Here is a 25,714-nt window from a genome sequence, read left to right on the forward strand (position 1 = left end):
TGGCGCCGCCCACCCCGACCACCGCGACTACCATGCGCGTCATGAGTGCTACGACCGCGCGGATCGGCACGATGGCGAGCGAGGCGATCGACCTGCTGATCGGCGCGGTCGACCGGATCCCGCCCGAAAGCTGGGACCGGCCGTCCAACATGGCGGGCTGGAGCCTGCGGGAACTGGTCGGCCACGCCACCGGCAGCGCGGCGAAGATCGTCGCCCACCTCGAGGGCGGGGAAGTGAGCCGCGTCCCCTCGGAGCCGGCCGACTGGCTCTGCGAGGACCCGCCGGCGCGGCTGCGCGAGCTGGCGGCCCGGATGCGCGACGCACTGCCGCGCGCCGACTGGGACGCGCCGCGGCCCTCGCCCGAAGGGCAGGTTCCGCTGCACCGGGCGCTGGTCTACCCCGTCTCCGACCTGGCGCTGCACAGCTGGGACGTGGACCGCTCCCAGGGCCGACTCGTGGAATTGCCCGACGACCTGCTGGCCCTGTGCCGCGAGCTGGCCGAGGCGCTGCCCGAGCAGGCGCTGCGCCGCCCGGGCGGGTTCGGCCCGGCCCAGTCGGCGCCGCCGGACGCCACGCCGACCGCGCGGCTCATGGCCTTTCTCGGGCGTTCGGTCGACTGAGAGGGCAGTCTGGCAGCCATGGAATCAGCACCCGACCCCTACAACCTCAAACGCTTCGTTCAGGCGCAAGCACCGGTCTACCGCAGCGTCGTCGAGGAATTGCGCGGTGGGCGCAAACGCACGCACTGGATGTGGTTCGTCTTCCCGCAACTGCGCGGCCTGGGCTCCAGCGAGATGGCGCAGCGCTACGGGATCTCCTCGCTGGGGGAGGCCCGCGCTTACCTGCGGCGCAACCCGCTGGGGGCACGCTTGCGCGAGTGCGCACGACTGGTCAACGGGATCCAGGGCCGTTCGGCCACCGAAATATTCGGTTCGCCCGACGACCTCAAGCTGTGTTCGTCGATGACGCTGTTCGCCGCCGCCACCGACGACAACGAGGAGTTCGTCGCGCTGCTCGACAAGTACTACGACGGCCGGCGGGATCGATCGACGCTGGAACGGCTGGGGTCCGGCTAGGCGCGGCTCAGGATCCGCCACCCGTGTGGCTCGACCACCACCTCGTCGACGACCTCCAGCGGCGGCGCCGACGAGCCCGCCTCCACACGCGCGCGCCCGCCGCCCAGTTCGTCCGCCGCCAGGCTCAGCGGCTCGTCGTCGAGGTTGAGCACGACCAGCAAAGCGTCGTCGCCGCTTCGCGTCTCGTAGATGTAGTGCAGATTGGACAGCCGCACCGCGCTCGTCGATGCCGCGTGCAGCCACGGGTGGCGGCGGCGCAGACCGAGCAGATATTGGTGCAAGCCCCACACCTCGGCGCCGAAGGCATCCAACGGCAATGGGGGAGAGCCGAACTCGGGACGCACCGCGTCGTCCCCGCCGAACCGCTCCTCCTTGACGCCGCGGAAACCCAGCTCGTCGCCGGCGTACACGCTGGGCACGCCGCCGATGGTGAGCAGGACCACCAGCGCGTGGGCCAGGTGCTCGCGCCGCTCGATTTGGCTGGCGATGCGCGTGACGTCGTGGTTGCCGACGAACGTCAGCGGGGCGAAGCGGGCCAGGAACTCGTTGTGCCGCTGCAACGCCCAGTCCAGCTCGAAGAAGTTGCCGTCGTTGAGGCTGCTCCAGATCGCCTTCCACAGCTCGTACTGGGTGGCCGAGTCGAACCCGGCCTCCTCGACCACCGCGGCGTAGTCGCCGTGGATGAGCTCGCCGACGAACCACGCGTCGGGGTAGCGTTCGCGCACGCGTGGCAGCGTTGTGGCCCAGAAGCGTTGTGGCACGGCGTAAGCCGCGTCGAGCCGCCAGCCGTCCGCGCCCCGGCCCAGCCAGTGGGCCATCACGCCGACGGTGTAGTCGACCACCTCGGGGTTGTCGTGGTTGAGGGTGACGAGCCCGGAGTGGCCCTCGAAGGTGTGGAAACGGCCCGGACGGCCGCGGAACCAGCGGGCCGCGGCCTCGTCGTTCTGGGCCTCGCGATACTTCGGGAAGTCCACGCCCACATGGTTGAACACGCCGTCGAGCAGCACCCGCAGCCCACGGCGATGTGCTTCGGCGACAACGTAGTCGAAGTCGGCGTCGTCCCCGAGCCGGGGATCTATGCGGTAATGGTCGGTGGTGTCGTACCCGTGGGTGCGCGAGGCGAAGATCGGCCCCAGCGCCACCCCCGATGCCCCCAGCGCGATGGCGTGGTCGAACCAGTCGACGAGCCGCCGCAGCCGGTGTTGAGCCGGCTGCGGCGGCTCACCTGACGTGGGGTACGCACCGACGAAACCCAGCGGGTAGACCTGCCACCAGATCGCGTGGCCCACCCAGGCGGGTCCCGTCACGAGACCACGATCAGCCGACACCGGCCAGCGTCTCGGTGGCGATGATCGCCTGCGCCACACCGGAGATGATCGCGGCCACCTTCAACGCCTCCTGGATGGCCTCCCGGCCCATTCCCGCCTCACGCAGCGTGTGCTCGTGGGAGGCAACACAGTCCGGGCAGCCGTTGATCGTCGACACCGCGAAGCACCACAGCTCGAAGTTCGCCTTCGCCACGCCGGGATTGGCGATGATGTTCATTCGCAATCCCGCACGCAGGTCGTCGTACTTGCCCTCGAGGAAGCCCCGACCACGGTAGAACACGTTGTTCATGCCCATGATCGAGGCCGCCCCGAGTGCCGCATGGTATGCCTCGGCGGACAAGGTGTCGGCCGCTTCGGCACCGATCTCGGCCAACACCTGGGTGTTCCGGGTCGCCGCGGCGCTGGCCAGCAGCGTGCCCCACAGCTGTTCCTCGTTGAGCTCCGTGCTGCGCGCGATGGAGCCGAGGTTGAGCTTGAGGTCCTTGGCGTACTCGGGCAGCGCGTTCTTGAGGTTTTCGACGCTCATGTCGTCTCCTGACAGACTGTTCGGGGCGGAATCGGGCACCGATCAGGCGGATGCCTTGAGCAGCTCGGCGGCGTTCAGCGTCGGGTCGCCCTTGCGCCAGTTGCAGGCGCACAGCTCGTCGGACTGCAGCGCGTCCAGGACCCGCAGCACTTCCTCGACGTTGCGGCCCACGGATCCCGCGGTCACGGAGACGAACTGGATCTCGTTGTTGGGGTCGACGAGGAACGTGGCCCGGTCGGCCACACCGTCGGCGTTGAGCACTCCGGTCGCCAGGCACAGCTCCCGCTTGATGTCCGAGAGCATCGGGAAGGGCAGCTGCTTGAGGTCCTCGTGCTGCGCGCGCCAGTTGAAGTGCACGAACTCGCTGTCGATCGAGGCCCCGAGCACCTGGGCGTCGCGGTCCGCGAATTCGTCGTTCAGCTTGCCGAACGCCGCGATCTCGGTGGGGCACACGAAGGTGAAGTCCTTCGGCCAGAAGAAGACCACACGCCACTTGCCGGGGTGGTCGTCGCTGCTGATGGTGGTGAAGTAGTCGCCGGGATCCTGGGCATCCACCTTCGACAGGTCACCGGGAATCAGCGCGGTGAGCTGGTAGGTGGGGAACTGGTCGCCGATCGTCAGCAATGACATAACGCTCCTTTGGCTGGGTGTCGCAATGGGGTTTGGGGGTTTTCTGTCTCCATGTTGCCGTCACAGGACTGTGAAGTAAAGGTGATTTTTCACACTATACTGATAAGCATGACCGATAAGAATTATCAGCCGACGATCGCCGGGTTGCGCGCGTTCGTCGCGGTGGCCGAGAAGCGGCACTTCAGCAGCGCCGCGCCCGCGCTGGGCGTGAGCCAGTCGACGTTGTCGCAGGCGCTGGCGGCCCTGGAGAAGGGGCTGGGCACCCAGCTGATCGAACGGTCGACGCGGCGCGTCTTCCTGACCCCGGAGGGCGCGCAGCTGCTCCCGCACGCCCAGTCCGTGGTGCATGCGGTGGACGCGTTCACCGCCGCCGCGGCGGGCACCGCCGACCCCCTGCAGGCCAGTCTGCGCCTGGGGCTGATCCCGACGGTGGCGCCCTACGTGCTGCCGACGGTGCTGGCCGGGGTCGCCGAGCGGCTTCCCGACCTGACCTTGCGGGTGATCGAGGACCAGACCGAGCGGCTGCTCGCGGCCCTGCGCGAAGGCGCGCTGGACGCGGCGCTGATCGCACTGCCCGCCGATGCCGCCGGCATCACCGCGATCCCGATCTACGACGAGGACTTCGTGCTCGCGCTGCCCCCCGGGCACCCGTTGTCGGGCCGGCGGCGGGTCCCGACGACGGCGCTGGCACAGCTGCCGCTGCTGTTGCTCGACGAGGGTCACTGCCTGCGGGATCAGGCGCTGGACGTCTGCCGGATGGCGGGTGTGCGGCCCGAGTTGGCCAACACGCGGGCGGCGTCGCTGTCGACCGCGGTGCAGTGCGCGACCGGCGGGCTGGGCGTGACCCTGATCCCGCAGACGGCCGTCCCGGTCGAGGCGGCGAGAAGCCGGCTGGGACTCGCCGAGTTCGCCACGCCCCGCCCCGGCCGGCGGATCGGCCTGGTGTTCCGCGCCTCTAGCGGACGCCACGAGTCCTACCGGCGGCTGGCCGGGATCATCGGCGGCCTGATCGGCGCCGAACACCGGGTGCGCCTCGTCAAAGGCGAACCCACCGAGTGACCCGGACGACTGTAGGTTCTGCGTATGGAGAAGGTAATCGCGGTACTGATGCGTGCCGACCCGGACGACGAATGGTGCGCCCGCCAGCGGGGCCCGGTCGCCGACGAGTTGCTGGGTCTGGGCGTGGCGGGGCTGGCCGTCAACGTCCGTGACGGCGCGGTGCGCCACTCGCTGATGACGCTGACGACGCTGGACCCGCCGGTGGCCGCGGTGGTGAGCCTGTGGACCCAGCAGTGCTACGGCGACCAGCTCCAGGCGGCGCTGCGACTGCTCGGCCGCGAATGCGACCGGCTCGCCGCCTACCTGGTGACCGAGTCCGTCCCCCTGCCCTCGCCGAGCCAACTCGGTTCTCGCACAACGGGACTGGCGAACATCGCGTTGTTGCGCAGACCCGCGCACCTGGACAAGGCGACCTGGCTGGACCGTTGGCAGGGCAACCACACGTCGGTGGCCATCGAGACGCAGTCGACGTTCGGCTACACCCAGAACTGGGTGGTGCGCGCCCTCACCCCGGACGCCCCGGAGATCGAGGCCGTCGTCGAGGAGTTGTTTCCCGCCGAGGCGATCACCGACCTGCAGGCGTTCTTCGGCGCCGCCGACGACGCGGACCTGCAGGACCGCCTGGGCCGGATGGTCGCCAGCACCAGCGCATTCGGCGCCAACGAGAACATCGACACGGTGCCGACCAGCCGGTACGTCCTCACCACCCCGTTCAAGGAGTAAGGAGCGCGCATGACGACATTGCGCGACGCCGTGGCGCTGGCGGCGGGGGAGAGCGGCCTGGCGGTGGTCTCCACCGTCCGCGCCGACGCCACCGTGCAGGCGTCGCTGGTCAACGTGGGCCTGTTGGCGCACCCGGCAACCGGTGAACCCGCGCTGGGTTTTGCGACGTACGGCAGGGTCAAGCTCACGAACCTGCGGGCACGTCCGCAACTGGCCGTCACGTTCCGCAACGGATGGCGGTGGGCGACGGTCGAGGGCCGCGCCGAGCTGGCCGGCCCGGACGACCCGGCGCCCTGGCCGGCCGACGCCGACCGGCTGCGGCTGCTGCTGCGCGAGGTGTTCACCGCCGCGGGCGGCACCCACGACGACTGGGACGAATACGACCGCGTGATGGCCGCGGAGCGCCGCGCCGTGGTGCTCATCGCACCGACCCGCGTCTACGGCAACGCCTGAACGGCAAACGTTAGGCTGCAGCGGTGATGCTGCAGATCGACGACGACCAGCGGGTGCGCACACTCACCCTCAACCGGCCCGAGGCGCTCAACGCCTTCAACGAGGCCCTCTACGACGCCACGGCCGAGGCGCTGCTGGCCGCCGCCGACGACCCCGAGGTCGCCGTGGTTTTGCTGACCGGCACGGGCCGCGGCTTTTCCGCCGGCACGGATCTCGCCGAGATGCAGGCCCGTATCACCGACCCGGGTTTCACTCCCGGAAAGCACGGCTTCACCGGGCTGATCGACGCGCTCAGCGCGTTCCCCAAGCCCCTGATCTGCGCCGTCAACGGGGTCGGGGTGGGCATCGGCGCCACGATCCTGGGTTATGCCGATCTGGTGTTCATGTCGTCGACCGCCCGGCTGAAATGCCCGTTCACCAGCCTGGGCGTGGCCCCCGAGGCGGCGTCGTCATACCTGCTGCCGCAGCTGGTCGGCAGGCAGAACGCCGCCTGGCTGCTGATGTCCTCGGAATGGGTCGACGCAGACGAGGCGTTGCGCATGGGCCTGGCCTGGCGGGTCTGCGAGCCGGAGCAGCTGTTGCCCGAAGCGCGCCGGCACGCCGAAATCCTTGCCTCCCGGCCGATTTCGAGCCTGATGGCCGTCAAGCACACGATGGTCGAGCCGATGCGCCCGGAGATCGCGGCGGCCAGTGCGCGCGAGAACGCCCACTTCGCCGAGCTGATGGGGGCGCAGGCCAACGCCGCGGCACTGGCCGACTTCAACAAGGGTCGCTAACGCGCCGAAGCGGACTCCAGTTCGGCTTCCCGGTCGCCGTCCCGTTGGGCCGACGCGGCGATGATCGCCCGCAGCGTGCGCCTGCACCGCCCGCAGTCGACGCCGGCGCCGCACGCGGCGGCAACCTCTTTCGACGTCGACGCCCCGCGCGCGACGCACTCCGACACGGTGTGGTTGGTGACCCCGACACACAGGCATACGTACATCAGCACACCCTCCGCACGCCCGCTGCGTCTCCTTCGTGACAAGCTCCGAAAGCCAGCCCGCGCGACCGCGATTCGGCCTCACCCAGGCCGTCCCGCAGCAGCGGGGGCCGAGGCGGAGGTGCCGAGCGCATAGGTCGCATATTAGTGGAGTCTAACCTAAGTGGATTAGTTGAGTCTAACCTAACCCAGGTGTTACATGGGTCACTCTCAGCAACGGCGGCCACGCACTGAGCGCAGCCATACCTTCCTGGAAGATTGCTCCGCGGCATGGCAAAGTGCGAGCACAGGCGGCATTTGGGGGGCCACAGCCCTGCCTTCCTTGCCCCGATCAGAACATGTTGGCTTTCACACCCTAAGGAGTGACCGTGCAAGGTGATCCGGACGTTTTGCGCCTGCTCAACGAGCAGTTGACCAGCGAGCTCACCGCCATCAACCAGTACTTCCTGCATTCCAAGATGCAGGACAACTGGGGTTTGACCGAGGTGGCCAAGCACACCCGCGAGGAGTCGTTCGACGAGATGCGGCACGCGGAGGCGATCACCGACCGCATCCTGCTGCTCGACGGCCTGCCCAACTACCAGCGCCTCTTCTCGCTGCGCGTCGGGCAGACGCTGCGCGAGCAGTTCGAGGCCGACCTGGCGATCGAGCACGAGGTGCTGGACCGCCTCAAGCCGGGCATCATCATGTGCCGCGAGAAGCAGGACACCACCACCGCCAACCTCTTCGAGCAGATCGTGGCCGACGAGGAACTGCATGTCGACTACCTCGAGACACAACTCGAGTTGATGGACAAGCTCGGCGAGGAGCTCTACCTCGCGCAGTGCGTGTCCCGCCCGCCGGGCTCGCAACAAAACGGGGGCTGAACGCGGGCCTCCGGGGTCCGGTCGGGCACGCGCTTGACCAGCCTGACGGGCCCCGGGGTCACCGCCGCCCGGCGTTAGAACGTGTTCCAGAAATGGGCGGCGCGGGCGTACGATCCTGCCATGAGCCGAATCGGAACGTACGCCGACGACGACATAGCCGGCTGGTTCGCCAAGTCCCCGGACCTCGGTGGCGCCCTCGGCGGGTTCAGCCAGGCGGTCTACACCAAGAACCGGCTGCCGCTGCGCACCCGTGAGCTCGCCCGCGCGGTGATCGCCCACAACAACGAATGCGTCGTCTGCGTCAACACCCGCGACGCCGACGGCCCCACCGCCGGCGTCGACGAGGAGCTCTACGACCACGCCCCCGAATGGCGCACGTGGCCCGGCTACAGCGAGCAGGAGCGGCTGGCGGCCGAGTTCGCGCACCGGTTCGCCACCGAGCACACGGCGCTGCGCGACGACGAGGACTTCTGGAGCCGCTGCTCGCAGCACTTCTCCGACGAGTTGCTGGCCGACCTGGCCATCTCATGCGCGCTGTGGGTCGGCATGGGACGGGTGTTGCGCACCCTGGACATCGGCCAGGCCTGCATGCTGACGCTGCCCAGCCGCGCCTAGGAGCGTGGGTCAGTAATCCCAATCGCGGGTTCCGCAGGTGAAACTTCGGAATCCGCGCTGGCTAGATTTGGTGGACCGGCCTGTTTTCGTTCGTCAGCGGCGATCTCAGGCCCTCGCGATTTTGCGGGTTTCTTCAAATCCCAATACTGACCCACGCTCCTAGGCCGCTTGGGCGTTGACGCCGGGCCGCCGGTGAAGATCCGCTTCGGCGTCGGGCTGGGCGCGACCACCGCGCCCGGCGAGCTCGCCGGCATCGTCGACCGTCTGGAGAGCGGCGGCGTGGACTCACTGTGGTTCTCCGAGCTGGTGTACTCCCCGGCGGTGGACCCGGTGGTCGGGATGGCCTACGCGCTGGCCCGCACGTCCCGGCTGAAGGTCGGCACGTCGGTGGCCGTGCTGCCGGGGCGGCATCCGGTGCTGGTCGCCAAGCAGCTGGCCTCCCTGGCGGCCGTCGGGCCCGGGCGAGTCCTGCCCGTCTTCGGCCTGCGTTCGGCCATACCGGCCGAGCGCGAGTTGTTCGTGGTTCCCGAGGGCAAGCGGGCGGCGGTGTTCGACGAGTCGCTGCGGGTGCTGCGCGCGGCCCTGCTCGACGGGTCGGCCGGCCACGCCGGTGAGTACTTCACCGTGAGCGCCGTCGCGGTCGCGCCGCGGCCGTCGCCCCCGCTGGACATCTGGCTGGGCGGCTCGGCGCCGGCAGCGTTCCGGCGCATCGGCGCGCTGGCCGACGGCTGGCTGGGCAGCTTCCTGACTCCGGCCGAGGCCCGGGCCGGGCGCGAGGCCATCGAGGCGGCCGCGGCGCAGGCGGGACGCCGGATCGACCCGGACCACTTCGGCATCTCGTTGGCGGTGGCCGACGGGGAGTTGTCCCCGGGGATCGTCGCGATGGCGCGGCGCCGCCGTCCCGACGTCGACCCCGCCGAGCTGATCGCCGCCGACTGGGACGGGCTGCACCGCCGGCTCGACGGCTACATCGACGCGGGATTGTCGAAATTCGTCATCCGGCCGGCGGGCGTCGCCCCGCTGGACGCGTTCGTCGACCGCTTCGTCGCCGAGTTGCTCGACCGCCAGAACTGATCCGGCGCCCCGGGCTGCACAATGACTGCCATGACCGGCACCCCGCTCGCCGCCGCGGCGATCGCCCAGCTCGAGGCCGAAGGCGTCGACACCGTCATCGGCACCGTCGTCAACGCGGCGGGACTGACGTTGGCCAAGACGGTGCCCATCCGGCGCACGAACACCTTCGCCGACCCCGGGCTGGGCGCCAGTCCCTCCTGGCACGGCTTCGCGATCGACCAGACCGGCATCGCCTTCACCGACGACATCGGCGTCATCGGCGATCAGCGGCTGCGCCTCGACCTGTCGGGCCTGCGCATCGCCGGCCACGGGCTGGCCTGGGCGCCCGCCGCCTTCTACGAGCAGGACGGCACGCCCGTGCCCGCGTGCGGCCGCGGCACTCTCCGCCGGGTCGAGGCCGCGCTCACCGAGGCCGGCATCGAGGCGCTGATCGGCCACGAGATCGAGTTCCTGCTGGTCGATCCCGCCGGGGACAAGCTGCCGTCGGCGCTGTGGGCGCAGTACGGCCTGGCCGGCGTCCTCGAGCACGAGGCGTTCGTCCGCGACGTCAACTCCTCGGCCACGGCCGCCGGGATCGCGATCGAGCAGTTCCACCCCGAGTACGGGGCCAACCAGTTCGAGATCTCGCTGGGCCCGCATCCGCCGGTGGCCGCCGCCGACCAACTGGTGCTGATGCGGCTGATCATCGCCCGCGCCGCCCGCCGCCACGGACTGCGGATCAGCCTGTCCCCGACACCGTTTGCGGGCAGTGTCGGATCGGGCGCGCACCAACACTTTTCGCTCACCATGCCGGAGGGGCCGCTGTTCTCCGACGGGTCGGGCACCGAGGGGATGACGGCGGCCGGGGAGAGCGCACTGGCGGGAGTGGTGCGCGGCCTGCGCGAGGCGCAAGGCGTGCTGTGCGGGTCGATCGTGTCCGGTCTGCGGATGCTGCCCGGCAACTGGGCCGGCGCCTACACGTGTTGGGGCACCGAGAACCGGGAGGCCGCGGTGCGCTTCGTCAGGGGAGGCCCCGGCGCCGCGTACGGGGGCAACGCCGAGGTGAAGATCGTCGACCCGTCGGCGAACCCCTATCTGGCGTCCGCGGCGATCCTGGGCCTGGCACTCGACGGCATCAAGAGCCAGGCGGCGTTGCCGCCGCAGGCCACCGTCGACCCGGCGACGCTGTCGGACTCCGACCGCGACCGCGACAGCATCGCGGCGCTGCCCACCGACCAGGCGAAGGTGATTGGCGCACTGGACGATTCGGCGCTGCTGCGGGGGATTCTCGGCGACGCCGCGGTGGACGCCGTCGTCGCGGTGCGCCGCCTGGAGCACGACCGCTACGGCGACCTGGGCCCCGAGCAACTCGCGGACAAGTTCCGGATGGCCTGGAGCCTGTGACCGAGTTGGCGCGGCGCATCGACGACGTGACGTTGATCGATCAGCACGTCCACGGGTGCTGGTTGGCGGCGGGGGACCGGGCTCGGTTCGAGAATGCGCTCAACGAGGCCAACACCGAGCCGCTCGCCGCGTTCGACTCCGGGTTCGACTCCCAACTGGGCTTCGCGGTGCGCGCCCACTGTGCACCGCTCCTCGGCCTGCCCGCACATGCCGCGGCGGAAGAGTATTGGGAGCGTCGCAGCCGCCACAGCGAGATCGAACTGGCCCGGCTGTTCCTGTCATCCGCCGGGGTGGGCGACTGGCTGGTGGACACCGGGGCCGGCGGTGAGGTCGCCGACGTCGCGGAACTGGAAGCGTTGTCGGGCAACCGCGCCCGCGAGATCGTCCGCCTCGAGGAGGTGGCCGAGCAGGCCGCGCAGGCCCCCGGCGACTACGCGGGCGCGTTCGGCGAGATCCTGCACCGGCGCGCGGCCTCGGCGGCCGGCACCAAGTCGATCCTGGCGTATCGGGGTGGGTTCGACGGCGACCTGACCGAGCCGTCGGCCGCGGAGGTCGCCCGCGCCGCGAGCCGCTGGCGCGACCGGGGCGGGGTGCGGGCGGACGACCGCGTGCTGCTGCGCTTCGGGCTGCACCAGGGACTGCGCCTCGGCCTGCCGCTGCAGCTGCACGTCGGCTTCGGTGACCGGGACTGCGATCTGCACAAGGCCAATCCGCTGCTGCTGCTGGACTTTCTGCGACAGAGTGGCGACACCCCGGTCGTGTTGCTGCACTGCTACCCCTACGAGCGCGAGGCCGGCTATCTGGCGCAGGCGTTCAACCACGTCTACGTCGACGGCGGCCTGAGCATCAACCATCTGGGGGCGCGCGGGCCGGCGTTCATCGCCCGGCTGCTGGAGATGGCGCCCTTCCGCAAGATCCTGTACTCCTCGGACGGGTTCGGGCCGGCGGAGCTGCACTTCCTCGGGGCGAGGCTGTGGCGCAACGGCATTCACCGGGTGCTGCGCGGCTTCGTCGACACCGGCGACTGGAGCGAGCCGGACGCGGTGCGGGTGGTCGATCTGATCGCCCGCGGCAACGCCGCGCGCGTCTACCGCCTGGGCGCGCGTTAATCGAGGCGCGTCGCCGCGACCACCCAGATCGGCATGTGCACCCGGAAGTCGTGCAGCAGCGGCCCGATGACGGCGAGTTGGTCGCGCAGCGGCTGCATCCGCCGCTCCCAGGCCGGATCGGAGCCCACGTTCTCCATGCGGGTCAGGGTTTCGGGCCCGAAACGGGCCACGTAGGTGGAGGTTCCGAGGTGGTCGAGGCGCCAGCGCCCGGCGCCGAGCACGCGCTCGAAGTTGTCGGGCGCCAGCCCGTCCCACTGGATGCCGTTGACGTTGTGGCGGCCGAACTCGAACATGAACAGCCGCGCCCCCGGCCGGGTGGCGCGGTGCAGGGCCTGCACGTAGCGGGTCTGGGTGTCCTCGTCGTCGAGGAAGACGTGGTAGAAGGCGCTGTCGACCACGGTGTCGAAGCGGCCCTCGAAGCCGTCCAGCACCGTCGCGTCGGCGACCTGGAAGTCGACCGCGACCCCGGCCTCGGTGGCCCTGCGCTTGGCCTGCTCGATCGCCGACGCCGACCCGTCGACCCCGGTGGTGGAGTAGCCCTGCGACGCGAAGTAGATGGCGTGATAACCCGGACCGGTGCCCGGGTCGAGCACCTCACCGCGCAGTCCGCCGAAGGCCACCAACTGCTGCACCACCGGCTGCGGCCCGCCGATGTCCCACGGGACGCGGCTGGGCTCGGACTGCTCGTAGAGCGCTTCGAAATCCATGTGGGACCGATCGCTCATCAGCTTCCCCTTTTGTAGACAGACTCGTTCTCTAATACGGCCGAGCCTAATGCGCTCCGCCGGGGCCCGCCAGCAGAAGAGTCAACTTGTCGGTCCCCGCGCGCACAATCGGAGCATGAGCCGGGACGACGACACCGCCGAGGTTGTGGAGGCCACAGAAGCGATCGACCCTCCACCGACGTCAGTGGTGTACGCCTGGGGTGACGAGCCCGACCAGGCGTGGCGGCACGACGCGTGGTCCCTGCCGCGCAGGCTCGCCGACGGCCGGGTCGTCGCCGCCGTGATCGTGGCGGTGGCCGTCGCGGCGGTGTCCGTCGCGGCGACGCTGGTGCTGACCGCACCGCACGGGCAGCGCTTCAGCATCCGGCCGCCCGTCGAGGTGCTGCCGCCGCCCCCGCCCACGGCAGCCCCACCAGCCCCGCCACCGGCGCGACCGGCGCCGCAGGTCCAGTCGGCACCGCCGGTCCGGCAGTTCCCACCCGGGGCCGAGCGCAGGTTCGCCGATGCATTGCACGGCGACGACGGCATGTGGCTGCGAAATCCCGCCCACGCCAACGCGCAGGCGGAACAGCTCTGCAGCGACCTGGCCGACGGCGGTACCCGAGTTGATCAGCGGTTCGGACAGACGTCCGAGCAAGTACAGGATTCACCACGCCGCTTCCCGCCGGCGGACGCGGTGCCGACTGGCTGGCGTTCTTCAATTCGCAGCTGAGCCGACCGCCGGTGTCCGGGTACCACGACGGCAGCAGCCTCGTCGTCGAATGCGGCGCCGACGACGAGACCCCGGTTGGCCGGGGCCATCGAGTGCGCCAACAAGAGACTCAAGGCGCTCTACGGGATCGGCTGAACGCGACGAGGCCGCGACTGGCCGCGTGGCGACGGCGGCTTGGTTGGCGCCGGCGGCTTGGTCGGCGCCGGACCGCCTGCCTGTCCCGGAAGCTGACGACGGCGTGGGACCCGCCGGCAGTCGGCGAACTCACCGGGCTTCGGCGCGGCGCTCGGCGGCGGCGATGCCGCCTTTGAGGAGTTCGTCGATGACCTTCTTGAACACCGGCAGCATCAGCCGGTCGGCGCCGGGAATCTTCAGCGTTGAGCGCAGGTGCCAGCTGACCTCGGTCCCCGCCCCCGTCTCACGCAGCTGGACCGTGCCGACGTGATCCCGCGTCGGCGCGCCCGAGAGCATCTTGTACGCGTAGCGGGTGGGCCGCTCGTACTCGATGATCTCCTCGACGAACGGGGGTCCGACCACCACCAGACGCCTGATCGCGCCGACACCGTTGGGTGCGGGGGTTCCCTCGCGATCGAGGGTGCTGCGCCGGCATGCCCACAGGTAGTCCGCGATCCCGCGGTGGTCGGTCAGGGCGTCGAACACGGTCTCGATCGGCGCCGTCGAGGTCCGGGTCAGGGTGAACTCGATCATCCGCGCTTAACCCCGCCGCTGCTCGCCGCCGATATCCGGTTGTCGGCCGTCATGAGTCGTCCCCTTTCGCTACAGAGAACATAGCCTCACGGCGTGCGGCTCACCGAAGCCGTATGAGTCCGCCGAAACTCCGCCGGCCCGGGAGTGGTCGCCGCCCTGAAACTCTTCGGGCAGGCTGTCGATGGAAAAGCGTCGCCGCAGGCAAAGGCCCCTGACTTCGGGCGGCATGCAAACCCCGGGCGGCCAGGAGGTGAGACCGAGCCACCGGGCGACCGGATCGCCTTGCGCCATAAGGGAAGAAGTCGTATCCGGTCCCCAACCAGTATGACTGCGCGGCCCCGTCGATGACGGCGGGAGTGCCCGGCGGAACCCGTCAGGGCGGGAGCACATCACGACCCGAGGCTGGGATTACTCGCACGCCACACCGTCGCCGTCGCGGTCAAGCCCACGTCGATATCCGGGCTGGCCGGCATAGATCGGCGCCGCGCCGGCGGCCCTTGCTGCCCTGCAGTTCGGGTAGTACACCGACAACCCGTTATCGGCTACCGGCGCCGGCGGGGACGGAACATCGTCGGAGCTGGGGTCCACCGGCGGCTGCCCGGCAGCCGCGGCGGGCGCCCCACAATTCGTCAGGATTCGAGCGATCGCATCGTGTTCGGCCTGAGTCACCCACAACCCGTAGGCGACCTTGACGTCGACGATGCGGGTGACATACGTGCAGCGGTAGGACTTGTTGGGCGGCAACCACGTCGCAGCGTCGCCGGCACCCTTCTGCTCGTTCATCGCCCGCGTGGTGGCCTGCAGATTGATCGGGTCGTTGGCGAAGTTGCGCCGCTTGACGGCATCCCACTGCTGCGCCCCCTTCTGCCACGCGTCCAACAACGCGACCACGTGGTCGACCGGCACCAGCGACGAGGTGCCCCGGCCGCGGCGAAACTCGACCGTGGTGCCGCTGTACGGGTCGTGCAGCACACCGGAAATCACCGTGCAGTCGCCATTGCGGACGATGTCGGCGAGGTCGCGCGCGAGGATGTCGTCGCGGGTGTCGCAGCCGTTGTGTCCGTCGGCCACCGTCACGTCGTCAGTCCAGGCGTCGCCGAACAGGCCGCGGTCATACCCGGTCTTCGGCGCGCGGCCCTTGATCGGCAAGGTGGCGAGTTCTGCCGCCAATGTCGCGGCGTCCGCCCCCTGCTCCGGCGCCGCCGGGGCGAAAGACAACGGCGAGCCGGGGGACGACGAAGGCCCGGCGAGGCCAGCCGACGACGGCGGTGTGGTCGCCTCGACCTTCCCGGGGTGGGGCGCCCCTTCGCGGGCACCGCCGTCGCCTGCCAAGCCCAGACCGGCGATGAGGACCGCGGCCACCACCGCACACACCACGCCGACACCGGCCAGAGTCCAGACCGAACGCCACGGGGGGTTCAGCGGCTCCGTCTCGGGGTCTTCCTGCGACCACGCCAAATCCGAGGCAGCCTGGCCGGCTGCGGGCACGCTCGTGGTCGCATCGTCGCATGGCCCTGCGGCCGTCGCGGGCTGATCGTCGTCATCGTTGGTGATCATCGTCTTCTCCTGTTCGCACACCCTGTGCGGCGAGGGTCTGACTAGCGTATTTCTTCGCAACGGTGAAAAGGGTGGAGGCGCTACCGCGGCGTTGCGCACCGCTTCAGGCGTGGAATCGCTACGGCCGCCCGGATGCAGCGCGGTGGCAAAGAAGGCAGTTCTCCACGCTCGACAACTCGGTGTCTTTGGAGTGCGCGTGCGCCACTGGCGCGGCGGCGTCCGGCGGCCTAGAGAACAACCACCGGACACGGGCCCGTTATCAATAGTGTTCGCACGCAAGTCCGTCGTCGTCGCGGTCAAGCTTCGGAGCGTAGGCCGGATCGCCCCTCGGGATGTTGTAGCGCCCGTCCGCGTGCGCCTGCGAACAATTCCTATACGGCGGATCGGCCTGGGCTGCGGGTGCCGCAGACACTCCGGTGCCGAGGATTGCGGCAACTGCGCCCACTGTGGCCATGAGATGGCGAAATATCAACGCTCCGTGTCCCTTCCGTTGGCGGTCGGAAAGGATCGTAAGAAGACGCCGGTGTCAGCGCGGTGGAATGCCGGACCTCATATGGGCTCATAGGAAGTCCTGCCCGCGCCGCTCGCAGCGTCGTTGGTGGTGCACGACCGGGACGCACTCGGCGTTCAAGAGTCGCGCAGCTGTCAGGTCACACGAGCGCCGACGCGTCGAAAATCCAGCTGGTGTCCGCACTCGCCAGGTTCTCGAAGTGGTTCGGGGGAGCGAAGGCCACCAGGGAATTCATGTCCCAATAGTCTTTCCAGACCGTGATCTTGCCGTCCTCGACCTTGTGCACCGTGACGAACCGCAGCACGCCCTGCTCTCCCGTCGCGAAAGTCCAAGTCTCCGAATGCTCGTAGAGGACGTCGCAACCGTCGGACACCAGCACGCCGTCGTGGTTCTCGTAGCCGGCCAACGGCTCGAGCCCCATCTTCAACCGCTTCACGATGTCGTCGGGACCGCGGGCGGCCAGCGCGGGCACCGGCATGTCGACATAGAGGCAGTCGTCGGACAAAAAGGTCTTTACCGCGTCCCAGTCCCGCCGCGAAAGCGCCTGCCACAGCCCAAGGACAACGTCGCGGACCGTGCTCGTGGATTCGATTGTCACAGCCGTCATCACACCCGCCCGCGGAGCGGGTGTCAACGATTAGTTGGCGACCCGGCCATCGAGTGTGCCGGGCCCAGGACCACCGGCAGCGTCGACCAGCCCCGCAGCACCCGCGTGTCGCGCCTGCTGCCGGCGCCCGCGGCCCGCACCTCGGGAAAGCGCTCGAAGAACGTGCGCAACCCGACCTCGCCCTCGGCGCGCGCCAGGGCGGCGCCCAGGCAGAAGTGCCGGCCCCCGGAGAACGCGAGATGCTTTCCGGCGTTGGGCCGCTGGATGTCGAAGCGGTGCGGGTCGGTGAAGACCGCGGGATCGCGGTTGGCCGCGGCCAGGTAGACGACGACCAGCCCACCGCGGGGGATCGGCGTTCCCGCCGCCTCGACGTCGTCGAGCGCCACCCGCGCGGTGAGCTGCACCGGGGAGTCCAGTCGCAGAATCTCCTCGACGGCGTTGGGCCACAGCTCCGGGTGCTGCCGCAGCGTGTCCAGGTGCTGCGGCGCGTCCAGCAGCATGCGGATGCCGTTGCCCAGCAGGTTGACCGTCGTCTCGAATCCGGCCGCCAGCACCAGACCGGCGATCGCCTGAAGCTCGATTTCACTCAAATATGTTTCGGAAGAACCACTTTCGGCCATCTGGATCAGCTGGCTCATCAAGTTGTCGTTCGGCGCCCGCCGCAACTGCCGCAGGTGGTCGGCGAGCCAGGAGTGGAATCCGGCGATGCCGTCCTGCACGCTGCGGTACTGCCGCCACGGCAAGCCGATGTCCAGGCTCGGCGCCGCCAGCTCACCGAATTCCAGGACGCGGCGCCGGTCCCGCTCGGGCACTCCCAGGATGTCGCTGATGATGGCGACCGGAAGCTGCGAGCAATACCGTCCGACGACGTCGATCACCCCGGAGGTTCCCGATCCGGGGTCCAACTGGTCCAGCAGGCCGGCGGCGGTCTGCTCGACCCGATCGCGCAAGGCCGCGACCGCCCTGGCCGTGAACACCGCCGACACCGTCTTGCGGTAACGGGTGTGGTCCGGCGGCTCGACGGCCAGCAACGACGGCGCGCGCAGCGGGTGCAACCGGTCGTCGCGGGTGCGGCGCTCCAACCACCGCAGCGGCCCCGGCAGATTCGACCCCATGTTGACCACCCGGAAGTCGTCGGAGCGCAGCAACTCCTGGGCCAGCGAGTAATCGGTGGTCAGATAGTTGACTTGGCCTTTCACCAAGGGCCCCAAAGCACGCAGTTCGTCGTAGAACGCCACCGGGTCCGCGGCCACCGACGGATCGGCGATCAGCCTGGCCTGCAGGTCGCCCCGCCGGGCCCCGATCGCCGCGACGCCCCGGACGAACCCGTGCATCGCGAGCCAGTGCAGTCTTTCCTTCACCGGACCAGCCTAAGCCGAATCCGCCGCGGGCCTCAGCACTCGGCGGCGATCTTGAAGTCGGTGGTCACCACCTTGTTGGGGTTGCTGCTGCTGATGCCGTAGGCGCTGCCGCTGATGGTGTACGCGTCGTTGGTGGCCTCGGCGTGCACCTCGCCCACGCCGCCTTCCCAGTAGCTGCCGGTGAAGCCGTCGACGTCGCGGATCTTCACCCACTGCGGGATCGCCCGCGCCCCGCTGAGCAGCACCACCGCCTCGACGCGGCCGCCGCGGTCGCGGATGTCGATGGTGCGGTACGCCTGCTCCTGGCTGCACGCCGCGGGGCGGGTCGCATGGGTGGCGCCGTCGATGGTCAGATGGGCCGCCTTGCGCGGCATGGTCTGGGGCTGGGCGCACCCCGCGACACCGGTCGCCACCACCACACCAGCGACCGCTAGCAACCGGTTCCGCACGGCTTGACCTCCGTTACTGCCGCTCGGGCATCAGCGCGGGTAGGGATTTGAGGATACGGCCCCGCACGAATTCCGGGCTCAGGCCCTTGAGCAGGTCGATCATCCGGATGCTCTTGGGCACGTACCAGTGCAATCGGGTCGGGTGCCGGTAGGCCTGCCAGGCCACCTGCGCGACACTGCTCGCCGGCATCAGCCGGAACATGCCCTTCTTGGGCGCGCGGGCGCGCACGTCCTCGGCCGACGTCGCACCGGCGCCGGCGGAGTGGTCGGTGGTCGTGGTGAGGATGGCCGTGTCGATCAGGCCGGGCAGCACGTCGGCGACCCGCACCCCGTGCCGCTGCCATTCGACGCTGAGCGCCTCGGTGAGCCCCTTGACCGCGTGTTTGGTCGAGGAGTACACGGCCAGCCGCGGCATGCCGTAGGTGGCCGAGGACGACGACGTCGAGAACATCAGGCTGCCCGGGGTCTTCTTCAGGTAGGGCAGTGCGGCGTAGGCGCCGGTCAGCACGGCCTTGAAGTTCACCTCGACGACGCGCATCGCCGCGTCGTAGGGCACGTCCTCGAACCAGCCGGTTTCGCCGATGCCGGCGTTGTTCCACATCATGTCCAGGCCGGCGCCGGTGTTGCCGGCGCAGAAGTCGGCCAGGGCCCCCTCCAGCGCCGCCCCGTCCGTCACGTCGACGGCGCGAGTCCACAGCCGATCACCGCCCAGTTCGCGCTCCAGGGTCGTCAGGCCCTCGGCGTCGCGGTCCACGGCGCCGACCCGCCAGCCGTTGGCGTGGAACAGCCTGGCCCCCTCGCGGCCCATGCCGCTGCCCGCGCCGGTGATGAGAATCGATTTCAAGTCAGCCTGCCTCGACCACATCTTTGATGCGGTTGAGGGTCTTGGTCATGTCTCGGATGTTGCGCCGCTTGCGCAGGAAGCCGCCGAACAGCCAGTAGACGGCCAGCAAGGGGGAGGAGTTCAGCCGAAAGGACTCGGTGACGTCGGTGCCGCCTTCGCTGGGCGCCAGCCGGTAATGCCAGTTGTTCACCGCCCGGTCGCCGACGAGCACCGCGAACCCGAACTCGCGGCCGGGGTCGCAGGCGGTGACTTTGCACGTCGTCCAATACACCGGACCGATTTCGTTGCGCCGGACGTGGCCACGGAATTTGGCGCCGAGCGCGGGGCCGGTGGCACCGCTTAGCCATTCGGCCTCGAAGACTTCCGGGGAGAACCGTCCGATGTTGCGCACGTCTGCGATCACGTCCCAGACCTTGTTCGCGGGCGCACTCATGTGAACCGTCGCAGAACCTTCCATGGCCCGATCAAAACACAGCTTCGCGCCCGCTCCTAGGCCCCGCTCGCGAAGCGTCGCGTGCTAGTGCGGCGCGGCCAGCTGGATCAGCCCGTTGATGATCTGCTTGATGCCCTGGGCCGGGTGCGAATACCACCCGATCGGCAGGCCCGACTCGGCGCCGCACTTCGGCCAGGGCTCCACGCCTTCCTCGGCGAAGAGCCGGTCGGCGACCGCGATCTGCTGTTCCCGTGATGCGGCCGCGGGGTTGCCCACGCCGCCGTAGCGGGCCCACGTGCTCGGCTTGAACTGCAGCCCGCCGTATTCGCCGTTTCCGGTGTCGGCGTGCCAGTTGCCGCCGGACTCGCACTGCGCGATCGCGTCCCAGTTGGGCTCGGGGGGCGCGGCGTCGGCCACACCGGGGGGAGAAGTCAGCGACGCTGCAACGAACCCGCCGACCACCATGGTCTTGACGAGAGGTTTGCAGGGAATTTTCATGCCCACCATTTCGGCGGGCGTGTCCAAAGCGTTACCCATTTGAAAATGACGCGAGATATGCCGTCTATCTGCTGAAATCGCCCTACCGACAAGCCAAATCGGAGTTTTAGAATTCCGTGAGAAAAAACTAAACTATCGCTGGCAATACGATCGGGTTGCCGACGAGAGGGCTTGCCGGCAGAGGCTGTCGAGCGGCCGCGCGACGTCGGTCCTGGCGGCGTCGAGCTGCCCGGCACAGGCCGGCGAATGTAGCAGGTCCCAGTCTGCACTGCGCGAGGCGGCTGTATTCGATCGCCTCGGTCGCGTTGATCTGATCGCCGAAGATGCGGGCGACGTAACCGGCGTCGACGTGCCGGGCGGTCGCCTGCGCGCCCAGCGCGTCGAGTTCCTGCCGGACCCGGGCGGGGTCCTCGACGGCGCCGCGCCGGTCTTCCACTTGAAGGCCGCCACCGGCTCGGCGAGATCCGGCCGCCGCGCGGCGGCACCGACCAGCTCGACGAGCGGGTCGTCGCCGTCGGCGCCCGCGTGCGGCGCAAACGACGTGCCGACCAGCGTGACGAGCACGGCGCAGAGCCGGCGACCGCGGGGTTGTCCGCCGACAACGGTCATGACCACGATTGTGGACCGACACCGGACCGCATCGGTCGAAGTTGGCTAGCCTGGCCCCAGACGAACTCAGACACCCCCGATGAGCCAGACCGCCCACGACCGTCGCCCCACAAGTCAGGGGACACCAGCGCGATGGCTGCGCCCGACGCAGGTTCGCGCATTGACCGCTGCCGTGCTCACCACCTCGCTAACGCTGGGCGGGGTCTTCTTGGCGGTGGACCGGCTGCATTCCACACCCGCCGACTTCCTCGACCATCCGACCGACCCGATCGGCGACGAGCAGGCCGAAGCCCAGGCGATCGGCGCGGCCAGGGAGATCGTCGGCGCCGCCCAGCTGGACACCTCGTCGGCCGGCTACGCCCTGATGTCCTGCAAGAACCGGTACGATCCCCCGTATCAGGGCGCCGTCTACCTGACCTTCGCGTTGCCGGCCGGTGCCCGGAGTTTCAGCTACTTCCCGGCGATCGTGCGCGCACTCGCCGCCCGCGGCTGGGCCGAGGGCCAACCGGCCAACGATCACGCCCTGGGCACGACGCTCTCCAAGGACGCCGTCACGGCGGTCATCTACCGCCAGGACGAGAACCCGGGGCTGGGCATCGTCCGTGTCTACGGTCAATGCCGCAACATGAACGATCACACCAGCGACACGACGGCATGGACCGACGTCACCGACCGGTTCGCGAAGACGGGCTGACAGCCGGCCGAGGGCCCTCGACGCGCTACTGCGCCCGACGGAATCGTCGGGCGCAGTAGCGGAACGTCAGCAGCGCGGATTTACTCGCCGCCCCCGGGGGTGGCGCCCAGGGTGCTCTGCAGGTCGGGCTTCATCGCGTTGAGCTGGGCACCCCAGTACTCCCAGCTGTGGGTGCCGTTCTGGTCGAAGTTGAACACGGCGTTGTGGCCGCCGGCCGCGTTGTAGGCGTCCTGGAACTTCAGGTTGCTGCTGCGCACGAAGTTCTCCAGGAACTCGGCGGGCATGTTGGCCCCGCCCAGCTCCGACGGCGTGCCGTTGCCGCAGTAGACCCACAGGCGGGTGTTGTTGGCGACCAGCGTCGGGATCTGCACGGTGGGGTCGTTGCGCTGCCAGGCCGGGTCGCTCGACGGTCCCCACATGGCGTCGGCCTTGTAACCGCCGGCGTCACCCATGGCCAGGCCGATCAGGCTCGGGCCCATCCCGCTGGAGGGATCCAGCAGCGCCGACAGCGAGCCGGCGTAGATGAACTGCTGCGGATGGTAGACCGCCAGGATCATCGCCGAAGAACCCGACATCGAGATGCCGACCGCGGCGCTGCCGGTGGACTTGACGCTCCGGTTGGAGGCCAGCCACTGCGGCAGTTCGCTGGTCAGGAAGGTCTCCCACTTGTAGGTCTTGCAGCCGTCGTGACCGCAGGCCGGCTGGTACCAGTTGGCGTAGAAGCTGGACTGCCCACCGACGGGCATGATCACCGAGAGACCGGACTTGTAGTACCACTCGAACGCCGGGGTGTTGATGTCCCAGCCGTTGTAGTCGTCCTGGGCCCGCAGCCCGTCGAGCAGGTAGACGGCCGGGGAGCCGTTTCCGCCGCTCTGGAACTGGACCTTGATGTCGCGGCCCATCGATGGCGACGGCACCTGGAGATACTCGACGGGCAGACCGGGGCGCGAGAACGCCCCCGCGGTCGCCGCGCCCCCGGCAAGACCGATCAGGCCGGGCAGCACGGTGGCCGCCGCCGCACCGACCAGTAGCCGGCGTCCCCACGCCCGGATCTTGTCGCTCACGTCTGTCATACCTGCCCCTTAGTCGTATGTCGTCGCGTGTCTTCGCTGGAATTTACCGTGGTTAGAGGCCGAATGTCGATCAGGACGCGGGCTCGTCTCGATTGTGTTTCGCTATTCGCTGCGGATTTCGCGCGCCAAAGCGGCGCGCGCCGGTCTCACGCCGGTTCCCCATGCGGCGATCGACACGGCAACAGCGCAGGTAGGCGCGGCGTCGCACGCGATTCACCGGACCGTTCCCGACGCGATCACGACATCCATATTTCATGTCCCGATTCGCACGGCGGGGAAAGCCGGCGATGAGACGGCGCGGCCGGGTTCGGGGCGAACAACGCCGTGCGGGTGCCGCTCCGCGGCGCCGGGTGTGGCATGATTCGGCGGCCCGCTGGCTGTCGTCTGTGAATTGGGCGCGGGATTGCGGACCGGAGCACTCCACGGTGGACTGCAAGCGTAGGCTCTCACGGAGCACGCCGATGGAGACCACGCTTCCCGGTCCGTTCCGGCTCTGACGATCTACCGCACCAGCGGTTTCAGGGTGCGCGACGGCGAGACCGAGGGCGTCGGCGGTCGAATGATTGAGGTGCAAATTTGGACACGGTACTGGGTCTGTCGGTGACGTCGACCGCCGTCGGGTGGGTTCTCGCCGAGGGGCACGACGCCGACGGCACCATCCTGGACCACCGCGAGATGCCGCTGCATGCCGGCGGCGGGGTGCCCGCAGTGGGCACCGCCGAGCAGGTGACCGATGAGGTGCTGCGGGTGGAGGCCATGGCGGCCGTAAACGATCAGCGGGTGCGGGTCGTCGGCGTGACGTGGACCGACGAGGCCGCCGCGCAGGCCGCTCTGCTCATGGAGGCGCTGACCGACGCGGGTTTCGACAACATCGTGCCGGTCCGATTGCTCGAGGCGGTCGAGACGCTGGCCCGGGCCATCGCACCCGTCATCGGTTTCGAGCAGACCGCGGTCTGCATCCTCGAGCACGAGTTCGCCACCGTCGTGATGGTTCACACCCACAACGGCGCGACGCAGACTGCCGTCAAGCACGTGAGCGGCGGCTTCGACGGCCTGACGTCGTGGCTGACCGGGATGTTCGAGCGCAACGGCTGGCGTCCCGGGGGAGTGGTCGTCGTCGGCGCGGACAGCGACATCCATGATTTCTCGTGGGAGCTCGAAAAGGCACTGCCGGTCCCGGTGTTCGCCCAGAACATGGTCCAGGTGACGGTGGCCCGGGGCGCGGCGCTGACCGCGGCGCGAAGCACCGAGTTCACCGATGAGCAACTGGTGGTGCGCACGCCCGAGCCGGCCCCGGCGCCCCCGCGGCCCCGGCGCCTGTCCTACGCCGGTGCGGTGACCGCGCTGGCCGCCGGGGCGGTCACCTTCGTCGCCTCACTGTCGCTGGCCGTGGGCATCGAGATCTCCCCGAAGGGCGACGCCACCTCGGCGAAGCACGCGGTGCACTCCCGGGCACCGCAGCTGGCCCGGGCCGTCGCACCGGCGGTCGCACCGCCGCGGCAGGCCACAGTGTCGCCCGCGCCGGCCCCCGAGGCCACGCCGCCGGCGCCCGCTGACGAAGCACCCGCCGCGGAAGCGGTGCGGCCGCGTACCCCCGAGGAAGAGCCACCGGCCCCCGACACCCGCCAGCCCTACCTCGCCAGGGTGCTCGAGCACATCCCCGGCGACGCGGGCGACTCGGCGCCGGGCGCGCCCGAGCAACCGTGATCCGGAACTAACCGCGCCGAGTCGCCGTGCAGTAGTAGTTGTCCAGGAACGCCGCGTTGGCCGGCGTGTCCGGGATCTCGGGCAGTCCGTTGGCGGCCAGCAGTTGGTTCAGCGTCGTCGAGTCGGTCTCCCAGCCGTGGGCGCCGAGGTAGGCCGCGACGTCGTTGCGCTCGACGTCATACCGCAGATCGGCGAGCTCGATGTCGAACCCGTGTGCCCGCCACCGCTCGCTCGCCGTTTGCAGCGGGTCCACGGCGGGACCGTCGACCTCGCCCGGCGGGCTGGCGAAAATCTCGGCGGCCAGCCGGCTGTCCGGGGCGCTGAGCTCGGTGATGTTGTCCAGCAGGCGATCCTGGGCCTCCGGCGGCAGGAAGGCCAGCAGCCCCTCCGCGATCCACGCGCTGGGCCGGCCCGCGTCAAAGCCCGCCTCCCGCAACGCCTTCGGCCAGTCCTGCCGCAAGTCGATCGGCACGGCGCGCACGCCGACGCCGGGATGACGGCCTGCCGGATGCCCGCCGCCATCGCGTCGCGAAAGAACGCGTCGAAGTACCGCGTTCGCGCACTCATCAGGTCCGCCATCCGCTGCAGGCCCCAGGCGTCCCCGGGGACGTCCACGTCGGCCGCGTCGATGTCCCCGTTGACCCAACGGGCGAAGAAGTCGATCCCCACCGCCCGCACCAGCGGTTCGGCGAACGGATCGTCGATCAGCGCGTCGTCGCCCTTGGAGGCCACCGCCCGGGCGGCGGCCACCATGGTCGCGGTCGCGCCGACGCTGGTCGCCAGGTCCCACGAATCGTTGTCTGTGCGCGGCATCGAGCCCCTTCCGGTGAATTGGGGGATACGCGCGGTAGCCGTCAGTCGTCTTTGTCGTGCACCGCGGTGAACGACAACCTCACCTCGTCGGCGACCTGCACCGAGCCCATCAGCAGCGAATAGGGCTTGACGCCGTAGTCGGACTGGCGAACGGCGGTTTCCGCCGACATCCGCCAGGTGTCGCCGAGATCCTCTGTTTGCAAGTCGACCGTGTGCTCCCGCGATTTCCCCCGAATGTGCAACTGCCCCCTGATCCGATACCCGCCCTCGGTCTCGTTAATCGTGTCGGCGACGAACCGGATGTCGGGGAAGCGGCCGGCGTCCAACGACTTCAACGCATTAGACCGCGCCAGGGCTTTCTCCGGCGCGGACAACCCCTTGACGCCGCCCTCGCCACGCAGCACCTCGAGGGAATCCGTCTCGACCACCAACTCCAGGCCCGCCGGTTCGGTCCCGGCCCAGCTCACCGTTGCGTGCCATCGCGTCATCGCGATCGTGAGGCGGTGGCCCATGCGCGCGGCCCGGCCGGTGACCCCGGTGCGGATGAGCAACTCACCGCCGGAGGCGTCCAGGGTCCAGGTGTCGGTCACAG

Annotated in this window: 30 protein-coding genes and 2 pseudogenes; 14 read left to right on the top strand and 18 right to left on the bottom strand. The window is 69.6% G+C overall.

Annotated features, from left to right (window positions below; translation table 11 throughout):
- Positions 1 to 41: 41 nt before the first annotated feature.
- A complete protein-coding gene (locus ACJ512_RS15025; protein ID WP_407688642.1) occupies positions 42 to 620 on the top strand; it encodes a TIGR03086 family metal-binding protein in 579 nt (192 codons plus the stop codon).
- 18 nt (positions 621 to 638) lie between these two features.
- Complete coding sequence (locus ACJ512_RS15030; protein ID WP_407688643.1) at positions 639 to 1,076, top strand: DUF1810 domain-containing protein; 438 nt, start codon at positions 639 to 641, stop codon at positions 1,074 to 1,076.
- Here the strand turns inward: ACJ512_RS15030 and ACJ512_RS15035 are convergent.
- From ACJ512_RS15035 to ACJ512_RS15045, 3 genes are read right to left on the bottom strand one after another with little or no spacing between them, the layout of a single operon-like run.
- A complete protein-coding gene (locus ACJ512_RS15035) occupies positions 1,073 to 2,383 on the bottom strand; it encodes an alpha-amylase family protein (RefSeq protein WP_407688644.1) in 1,311 nt (436 codons plus the stop codon). The genes ACJ512_RS15030 and ACJ512_RS15035 overlap by 4 nt on opposite strands.
- Before the next feature lie 10 nt (positions 2,384 to 2,393).
- Entirely contained in the window at positions 2,394 to 2,930 is a 537-nt protein-coding gene (locus tag ACJ512_RS15040; protein WP_407688645.1) for an alkyl hydroperoxide reductase, read from the bottom strand.
- A gap of 42 nt (positions 2,931 to 2,972) precedes the next feature.
- Complete coding sequence (locus tag ACJ512_RS15045; RefSeq protein WP_407688646.1) at positions 2,973 to 3,560, bottom strand: peroxiredoxin; 588 nt, start codon at positions 3,558 to 3,560, stop codon at positions 2,973 to 2,975.
- A gap of 108 nt (positions 3,561 to 3,668) precedes the next feature.
- On the opposite strand from ACJ512_RS15045, the gene ACJ512_RS15050 reads away from it, so the two are divergent.
- The 4 genes from ACJ512_RS15050 to ACJ512_RS15065 are packed head-to-tail and all read left to right on the top strand — an operon-like array spanning position 3,669 to position 6,571.
- Positions 3,669 to 4,619 (top strand): hydrogen peroxide-inducible genes activator, encoded by a 951-nt coding sequence (locus ACJ512_RS15050; protein ID WP_407688647.1) that lies wholly within the window; start codon positions 3,669 to 3,671, stop codon positions 4,617 to 4,619.
- Between the two features lie 24 nt (positions 4,620 to 4,643).
- Positions 4,644 to 5,342 carry a hypothetical protein gene (locus ACJ512_RS15055; RefSeq protein WP_407688648.1) on the top strand — a complete coding sequence of 233 codons (699 nt, stop codon included), beginning with the start codon at positions 4,644 to 4,646 and terminating at the stop codon, positions 5,340 to 5,342.
- Positions 5,343 to 5,351: 9 nt separating this feature from the next.
- Positions 5,352 to 5,795, top strand: a complete 444-nt coding sequence (locus tag ACJ512_RS15060) for a TIGR03618 family F420-dependent PPOX class oxidoreductase (RefSeq protein WP_407688649.1) — start codon at positions 5,352 to 5,354, stop codon at positions 5,793 to 5,795.
- 23 nt (positions 5,796 to 5,818) lie between these two features.
- Positions 5,819 to 6,571: an enoyl-CoA hydratase/isomerase family protein gene (locus ACJ512_RS15065; RefSeq protein WP_407688650.1), complete on the top strand. Its 753-nt coding sequence runs from the start codon at positions 5,819 to 5,821 to the stop codon at positions 6,569 to 6,571.
- On the opposite strand, the gene ACJ512_RS15070 is transcribed toward ACJ512_RS15065, so the two are convergent.
- A complete protein-coding gene (locus ACJ512_RS15070; RefSeq protein WP_369738579.1) occupies positions 6,568 to 6,777 on the bottom strand; it encodes a (2Fe-2S)-binding protein in 210 nt (69 codons plus the stop codon). The genes ACJ512_RS15065 and ACJ512_RS15070 overlap by 4 nt on opposite strands.
- A 365-nt stretch (positions 6,778 to 7,142) precedes the next feature.
- On the opposite strand from ACJ512_RS15070, the gene bfr reads away from it, so the two are divergent.
- The 5 genes from bfr (at position 7,143) to ACJ512_RS15095 (ending at position 11,821) form a co-directional block, all read left to right on the top strand.
- On the top strand, positions 7,143 to 7,640 hold the full coding sequence (gene bfr / locus ACJ512_RS15075) for a bacterioferritin (protein ID WP_407688651.1): 498 nt from the start codon (positions 7,143 to 7,145) through the stop codon (positions 7,638 to 7,640).
- A gap of 120 nt (positions 7,641 to 7,760) precedes the next feature.
- Positions 7,761 to 8,255 (top strand): carboxymuconolactone decarboxylase family protein, encoded by a 495-nt coding sequence (locus ACJ512_RS15080; protein WP_461479748.1) that lies wholly within the window; start codon positions 7,761 to 7,763, stop codon positions 8,253 to 8,255.
- A 192-nt stretch (positions 8,256 to 8,447) separates the two neighbouring features.
- The gene (locus ACJ512_RS15085; protein ID WP_407687159.1) at positions 8,448 to 9,329 is read left to right on the top strand and encodes a TIGR03854 family LLM class F420-dependent oxidoreductase; all 882 of its coding nucleotides are present in this window, start codon (positions 8,448 to 8,450) and stop codon (positions 9,327 to 9,329) included.
- Positions 9,330 to 9,359: 30 nt separating this feature from the next.
- Positions 9,360 to 10,712: a type I glutamate--ammonia ligase gene (locus ACJ512_RS15090; protein WP_407687154.1), complete on the top strand. Its 1,353-nt coding sequence runs from the start codon at positions 9,360 to 9,362 to the stop codon at positions 10,710 to 10,712.
- The gene (locus tag ACJ512_RS15095; protein ID WP_407687153.1) at positions 10,709 to 11,821 is read left to right on the top strand and encodes an amidohydrolase family protein; all 1,113 of its coding nucleotides are present in this window, start codon (positions 10,709 to 10,711) and stop codon (positions 11,819 to 11,821) included. The genes ACJ512_RS15090 and ACJ512_RS15095 overlap by 4 nt, the downstream gene beginning before the upstream one ends.
- Here ACJ512_RS15095 and ACJ512_RS15100 read toward each other — a convergent pair.
- On the bottom strand, positions 11,818 to 12,546 hold the full coding sequence (locus ACJ512_RS15100; protein WP_407687152.1) for a class I SAM-dependent methyltransferase: 729 nt from the start codon (positions 12,544 to 12,546) through the stop codon (positions 11,818 to 11,820). The two genes, ACJ512_RS15095 and ACJ512_RS15100, sit on opposite strands and share 4 nt — an antisense overlap.
- A 115-nt stretch (positions 12,547 to 12,661) precedes the next feature.
- On the opposite strand from ACJ512_RS15100, the gene ACJ512_RS15105 reads away from it, so the two are divergent.
- On the top strand, positions 12,662 to 13,258 hold the full coding sequence (locus ACJ512_RS15105; RefSeq protein ID WP_407687151.1) for a hypothetical protein: 597 nt from the start codon (positions 12,662 to 12,664) through the stop codon (positions 13,256 to 13,258).
- Between the two features lie 264 nt (positions 13,259 to 13,522).
- On the opposite strand, the gene ACJ512_RS15110 is transcribed toward ACJ512_RS15105, so the two are convergent.
- From ACJ512_RS15110 to ACJ512_RS15155, 10 genes and pseudogenes are all read right to left on the bottom strand, one after another.
- Positions 13,523 to 13,966 carry an SRPBCC family protein gene (locus ACJ512_RS15110; RefSeq protein ID WP_407687150.1) on the bottom strand — a complete coding sequence of 148 codons (444 nt, stop codon included), beginning with the start codon at positions 13,964 to 13,966 and terminating at the stop codon, positions 13,523 to 13,525.
- 408 nt (positions 13,967 to 14,374) lie between these two features.
- Positions 14,375 to 15,523 (bottom strand): GmrSD restriction endonuclease domain-containing protein, encoded by a 1,149-nt coding sequence (locus tag ACJ512_RS15115; RefSeq protein ID WP_407687149.1) that lies wholly within the window; start codon positions 15,521 to 15,523, stop codon positions 14,375 to 14,377.
- A 259-nt stretch (positions 15,524 to 15,782) separates the two neighbouring features.
- Positions 15,783 to 15,977, bottom strand: coding sequence for an excalibur calcium-binding domain-containing protein (locus ACJ512_RS15120; protein WP_407687148.1), 195 nt, complete (start codon positions 15,975 to 15,977; stop codon positions 15,783 to 15,785).
- 196 nt (positions 15,978 to 16,173) lie between these two features.
- Positions 16,174 to 16,626 (bottom strand): nuclear transport factor 2 family protein, encoded by a 453-nt coding sequence (locus ACJ512_RS15125; protein ID WP_407687158.1) that lies wholly within the window; start codon positions 16,624 to 16,626, stop codon positions 16,174 to 16,176.
- Positions 16,627 to 16,664: 38 nt separating this feature from the next.
- Positions 16,665 to 18,002 (bottom strand): cytochrome P450, encoded by a 1,338-nt coding sequence (locus ACJ512_RS15130; RefSeq protein ID WP_407687147.1) that lies wholly within the window; start codon positions 18,000 to 18,002, stop codon positions 16,665 to 16,667.
- Positions 18,003 to 18,034: 32 nt separating this feature from the next.
- Positions 18,035 to 18,451, bottom strand: coding sequence for a lipoprotein LpqH (locus ACJ512_RS15135; RefSeq protein WP_407687146.1), 417 nt, complete (start codon positions 18,449 to 18,451; stop codon positions 18,035 to 18,037).
- Between the two features lie 13 nt (positions 18,452 to 18,464).
- Positions 18,465 to 19,295 carry an SDR family oxidoreductase gene (locus ACJ512_RS15140; RefSeq protein WP_407687145.1) on the bottom strand — a complete coding sequence of 277 codons (831 nt, stop codon included), beginning with the start codon at positions 19,293 to 19,295 and terminating at the stop codon, positions 18,465 to 18,467.
- Between the two features lies 1 nt (position 19,296).
- Complete coding sequence (locus ACJ512_RS15145; protein WP_407687157.1) at positions 19,297 to 19,770, bottom strand: SRPBCC family protein; 474 nt, start codon at positions 19,768 to 19,770, stop codon at positions 19,297 to 19,299.
- Positions 19,771 to 19,812: 42 nt separating this feature from the next.
- Positions 19,813 to 20,265: a resuscitation-promoting factor RpfC gene (gene rpfC / locus ACJ512_RS15150; RefSeq protein ID WP_407687144.1), complete on the bottom strand. Its 453-nt coding sequence runs from the start codon at positions 20,263 to 20,265 to the stop codon at positions 19,813 to 19,815.
- 93 nt (positions 20,266 to 20,358) lie between these two features.
- A pseudogene (locus ACJ512_RS15155) lies at positions 20,359 to 20,835 on the bottom strand (chorismate mutase).
- Between the two features lie 160 nt (positions 20,836 to 20,995).
- Here ACJ512_RS15155 and ACJ512_RS15160 point away from each other — a divergent pair.
- Entirely contained in the window at positions 20,996 to 21,529 is a 534-nt protein-coding gene (locus ACJ512_RS15160) for a hypothetical protein (RefSeq protein WP_407687143.1), read from the top strand.
- Positions 21,530 to 21,609: 80 nt separating this feature from the next.
- Here ACJ512_RS15160 and ag85B read toward each other — a convergent pair whose 3' ends face one another.
- Entirely contained in the window at positions 21,610 to 22,602 is a 993-nt protein-coding gene (gene ag85B / locus ACJ512_RS15165) for a diacylglycerol acyltransferase/mycolyltransferase Ag85B (RefSeq protein WP_407687142.1), read from the bottom strand.
- Positions 22,603 to 23,178: 576 nt separating this feature from the next.
- On the opposite strand from ag85B, the gene ACJ512_RS15170 reads away from it, so the two are divergent.
- Positions 23,179 to 24,309, top strand: a complete 1,131-nt coding sequence (locus ACJ512_RS15170; protein WP_407687141.1) for a DUF7159 family protein — start codon at positions 23,179 to 23,181, stop codon at positions 24,307 to 24,309.
- Between the two features lie 7 nt (positions 24,310 to 24,316).
- Here ACJ512_RS15170 and ACJ512_RS15175 read toward each other — a convergent pair.
- Both ACJ512_RS15175 and ACJ512_RS15180 read right to left on the bottom strand, forming a co-directional pair.
- Positions 24,317 to 25,122: pseudogene (locus ACJ512_RS15175) on the bottom strand (SAM-dependent methyltransferase).
- A 41-nt stretch (positions 25,123 to 25,163) separates the two neighbouring features.
- Positions 25,164 to 25,712 carry a YceI family protein gene (locus tag ACJ512_RS15180; RefSeq protein WP_407687140.1) on the bottom strand — a complete coding sequence of 183 codons (549 nt, stop codon included), beginning with the start codon at positions 25,710 to 25,712 and terminating at the stop codon, positions 25,164 to 25,166.
- Between the last annotated feature and the right edge of the window lie 2 nt (positions 25,713 to 25,714).

It is taken from the genome of Mycobacterium cajalii (assembly GCF_045809005.2).
Taxonomy (GTDB): Bacteria; Actinomycetota; Actinomycetes; order Mycobacteriales; family Mycobacteriaceae; genus Mycobacterium.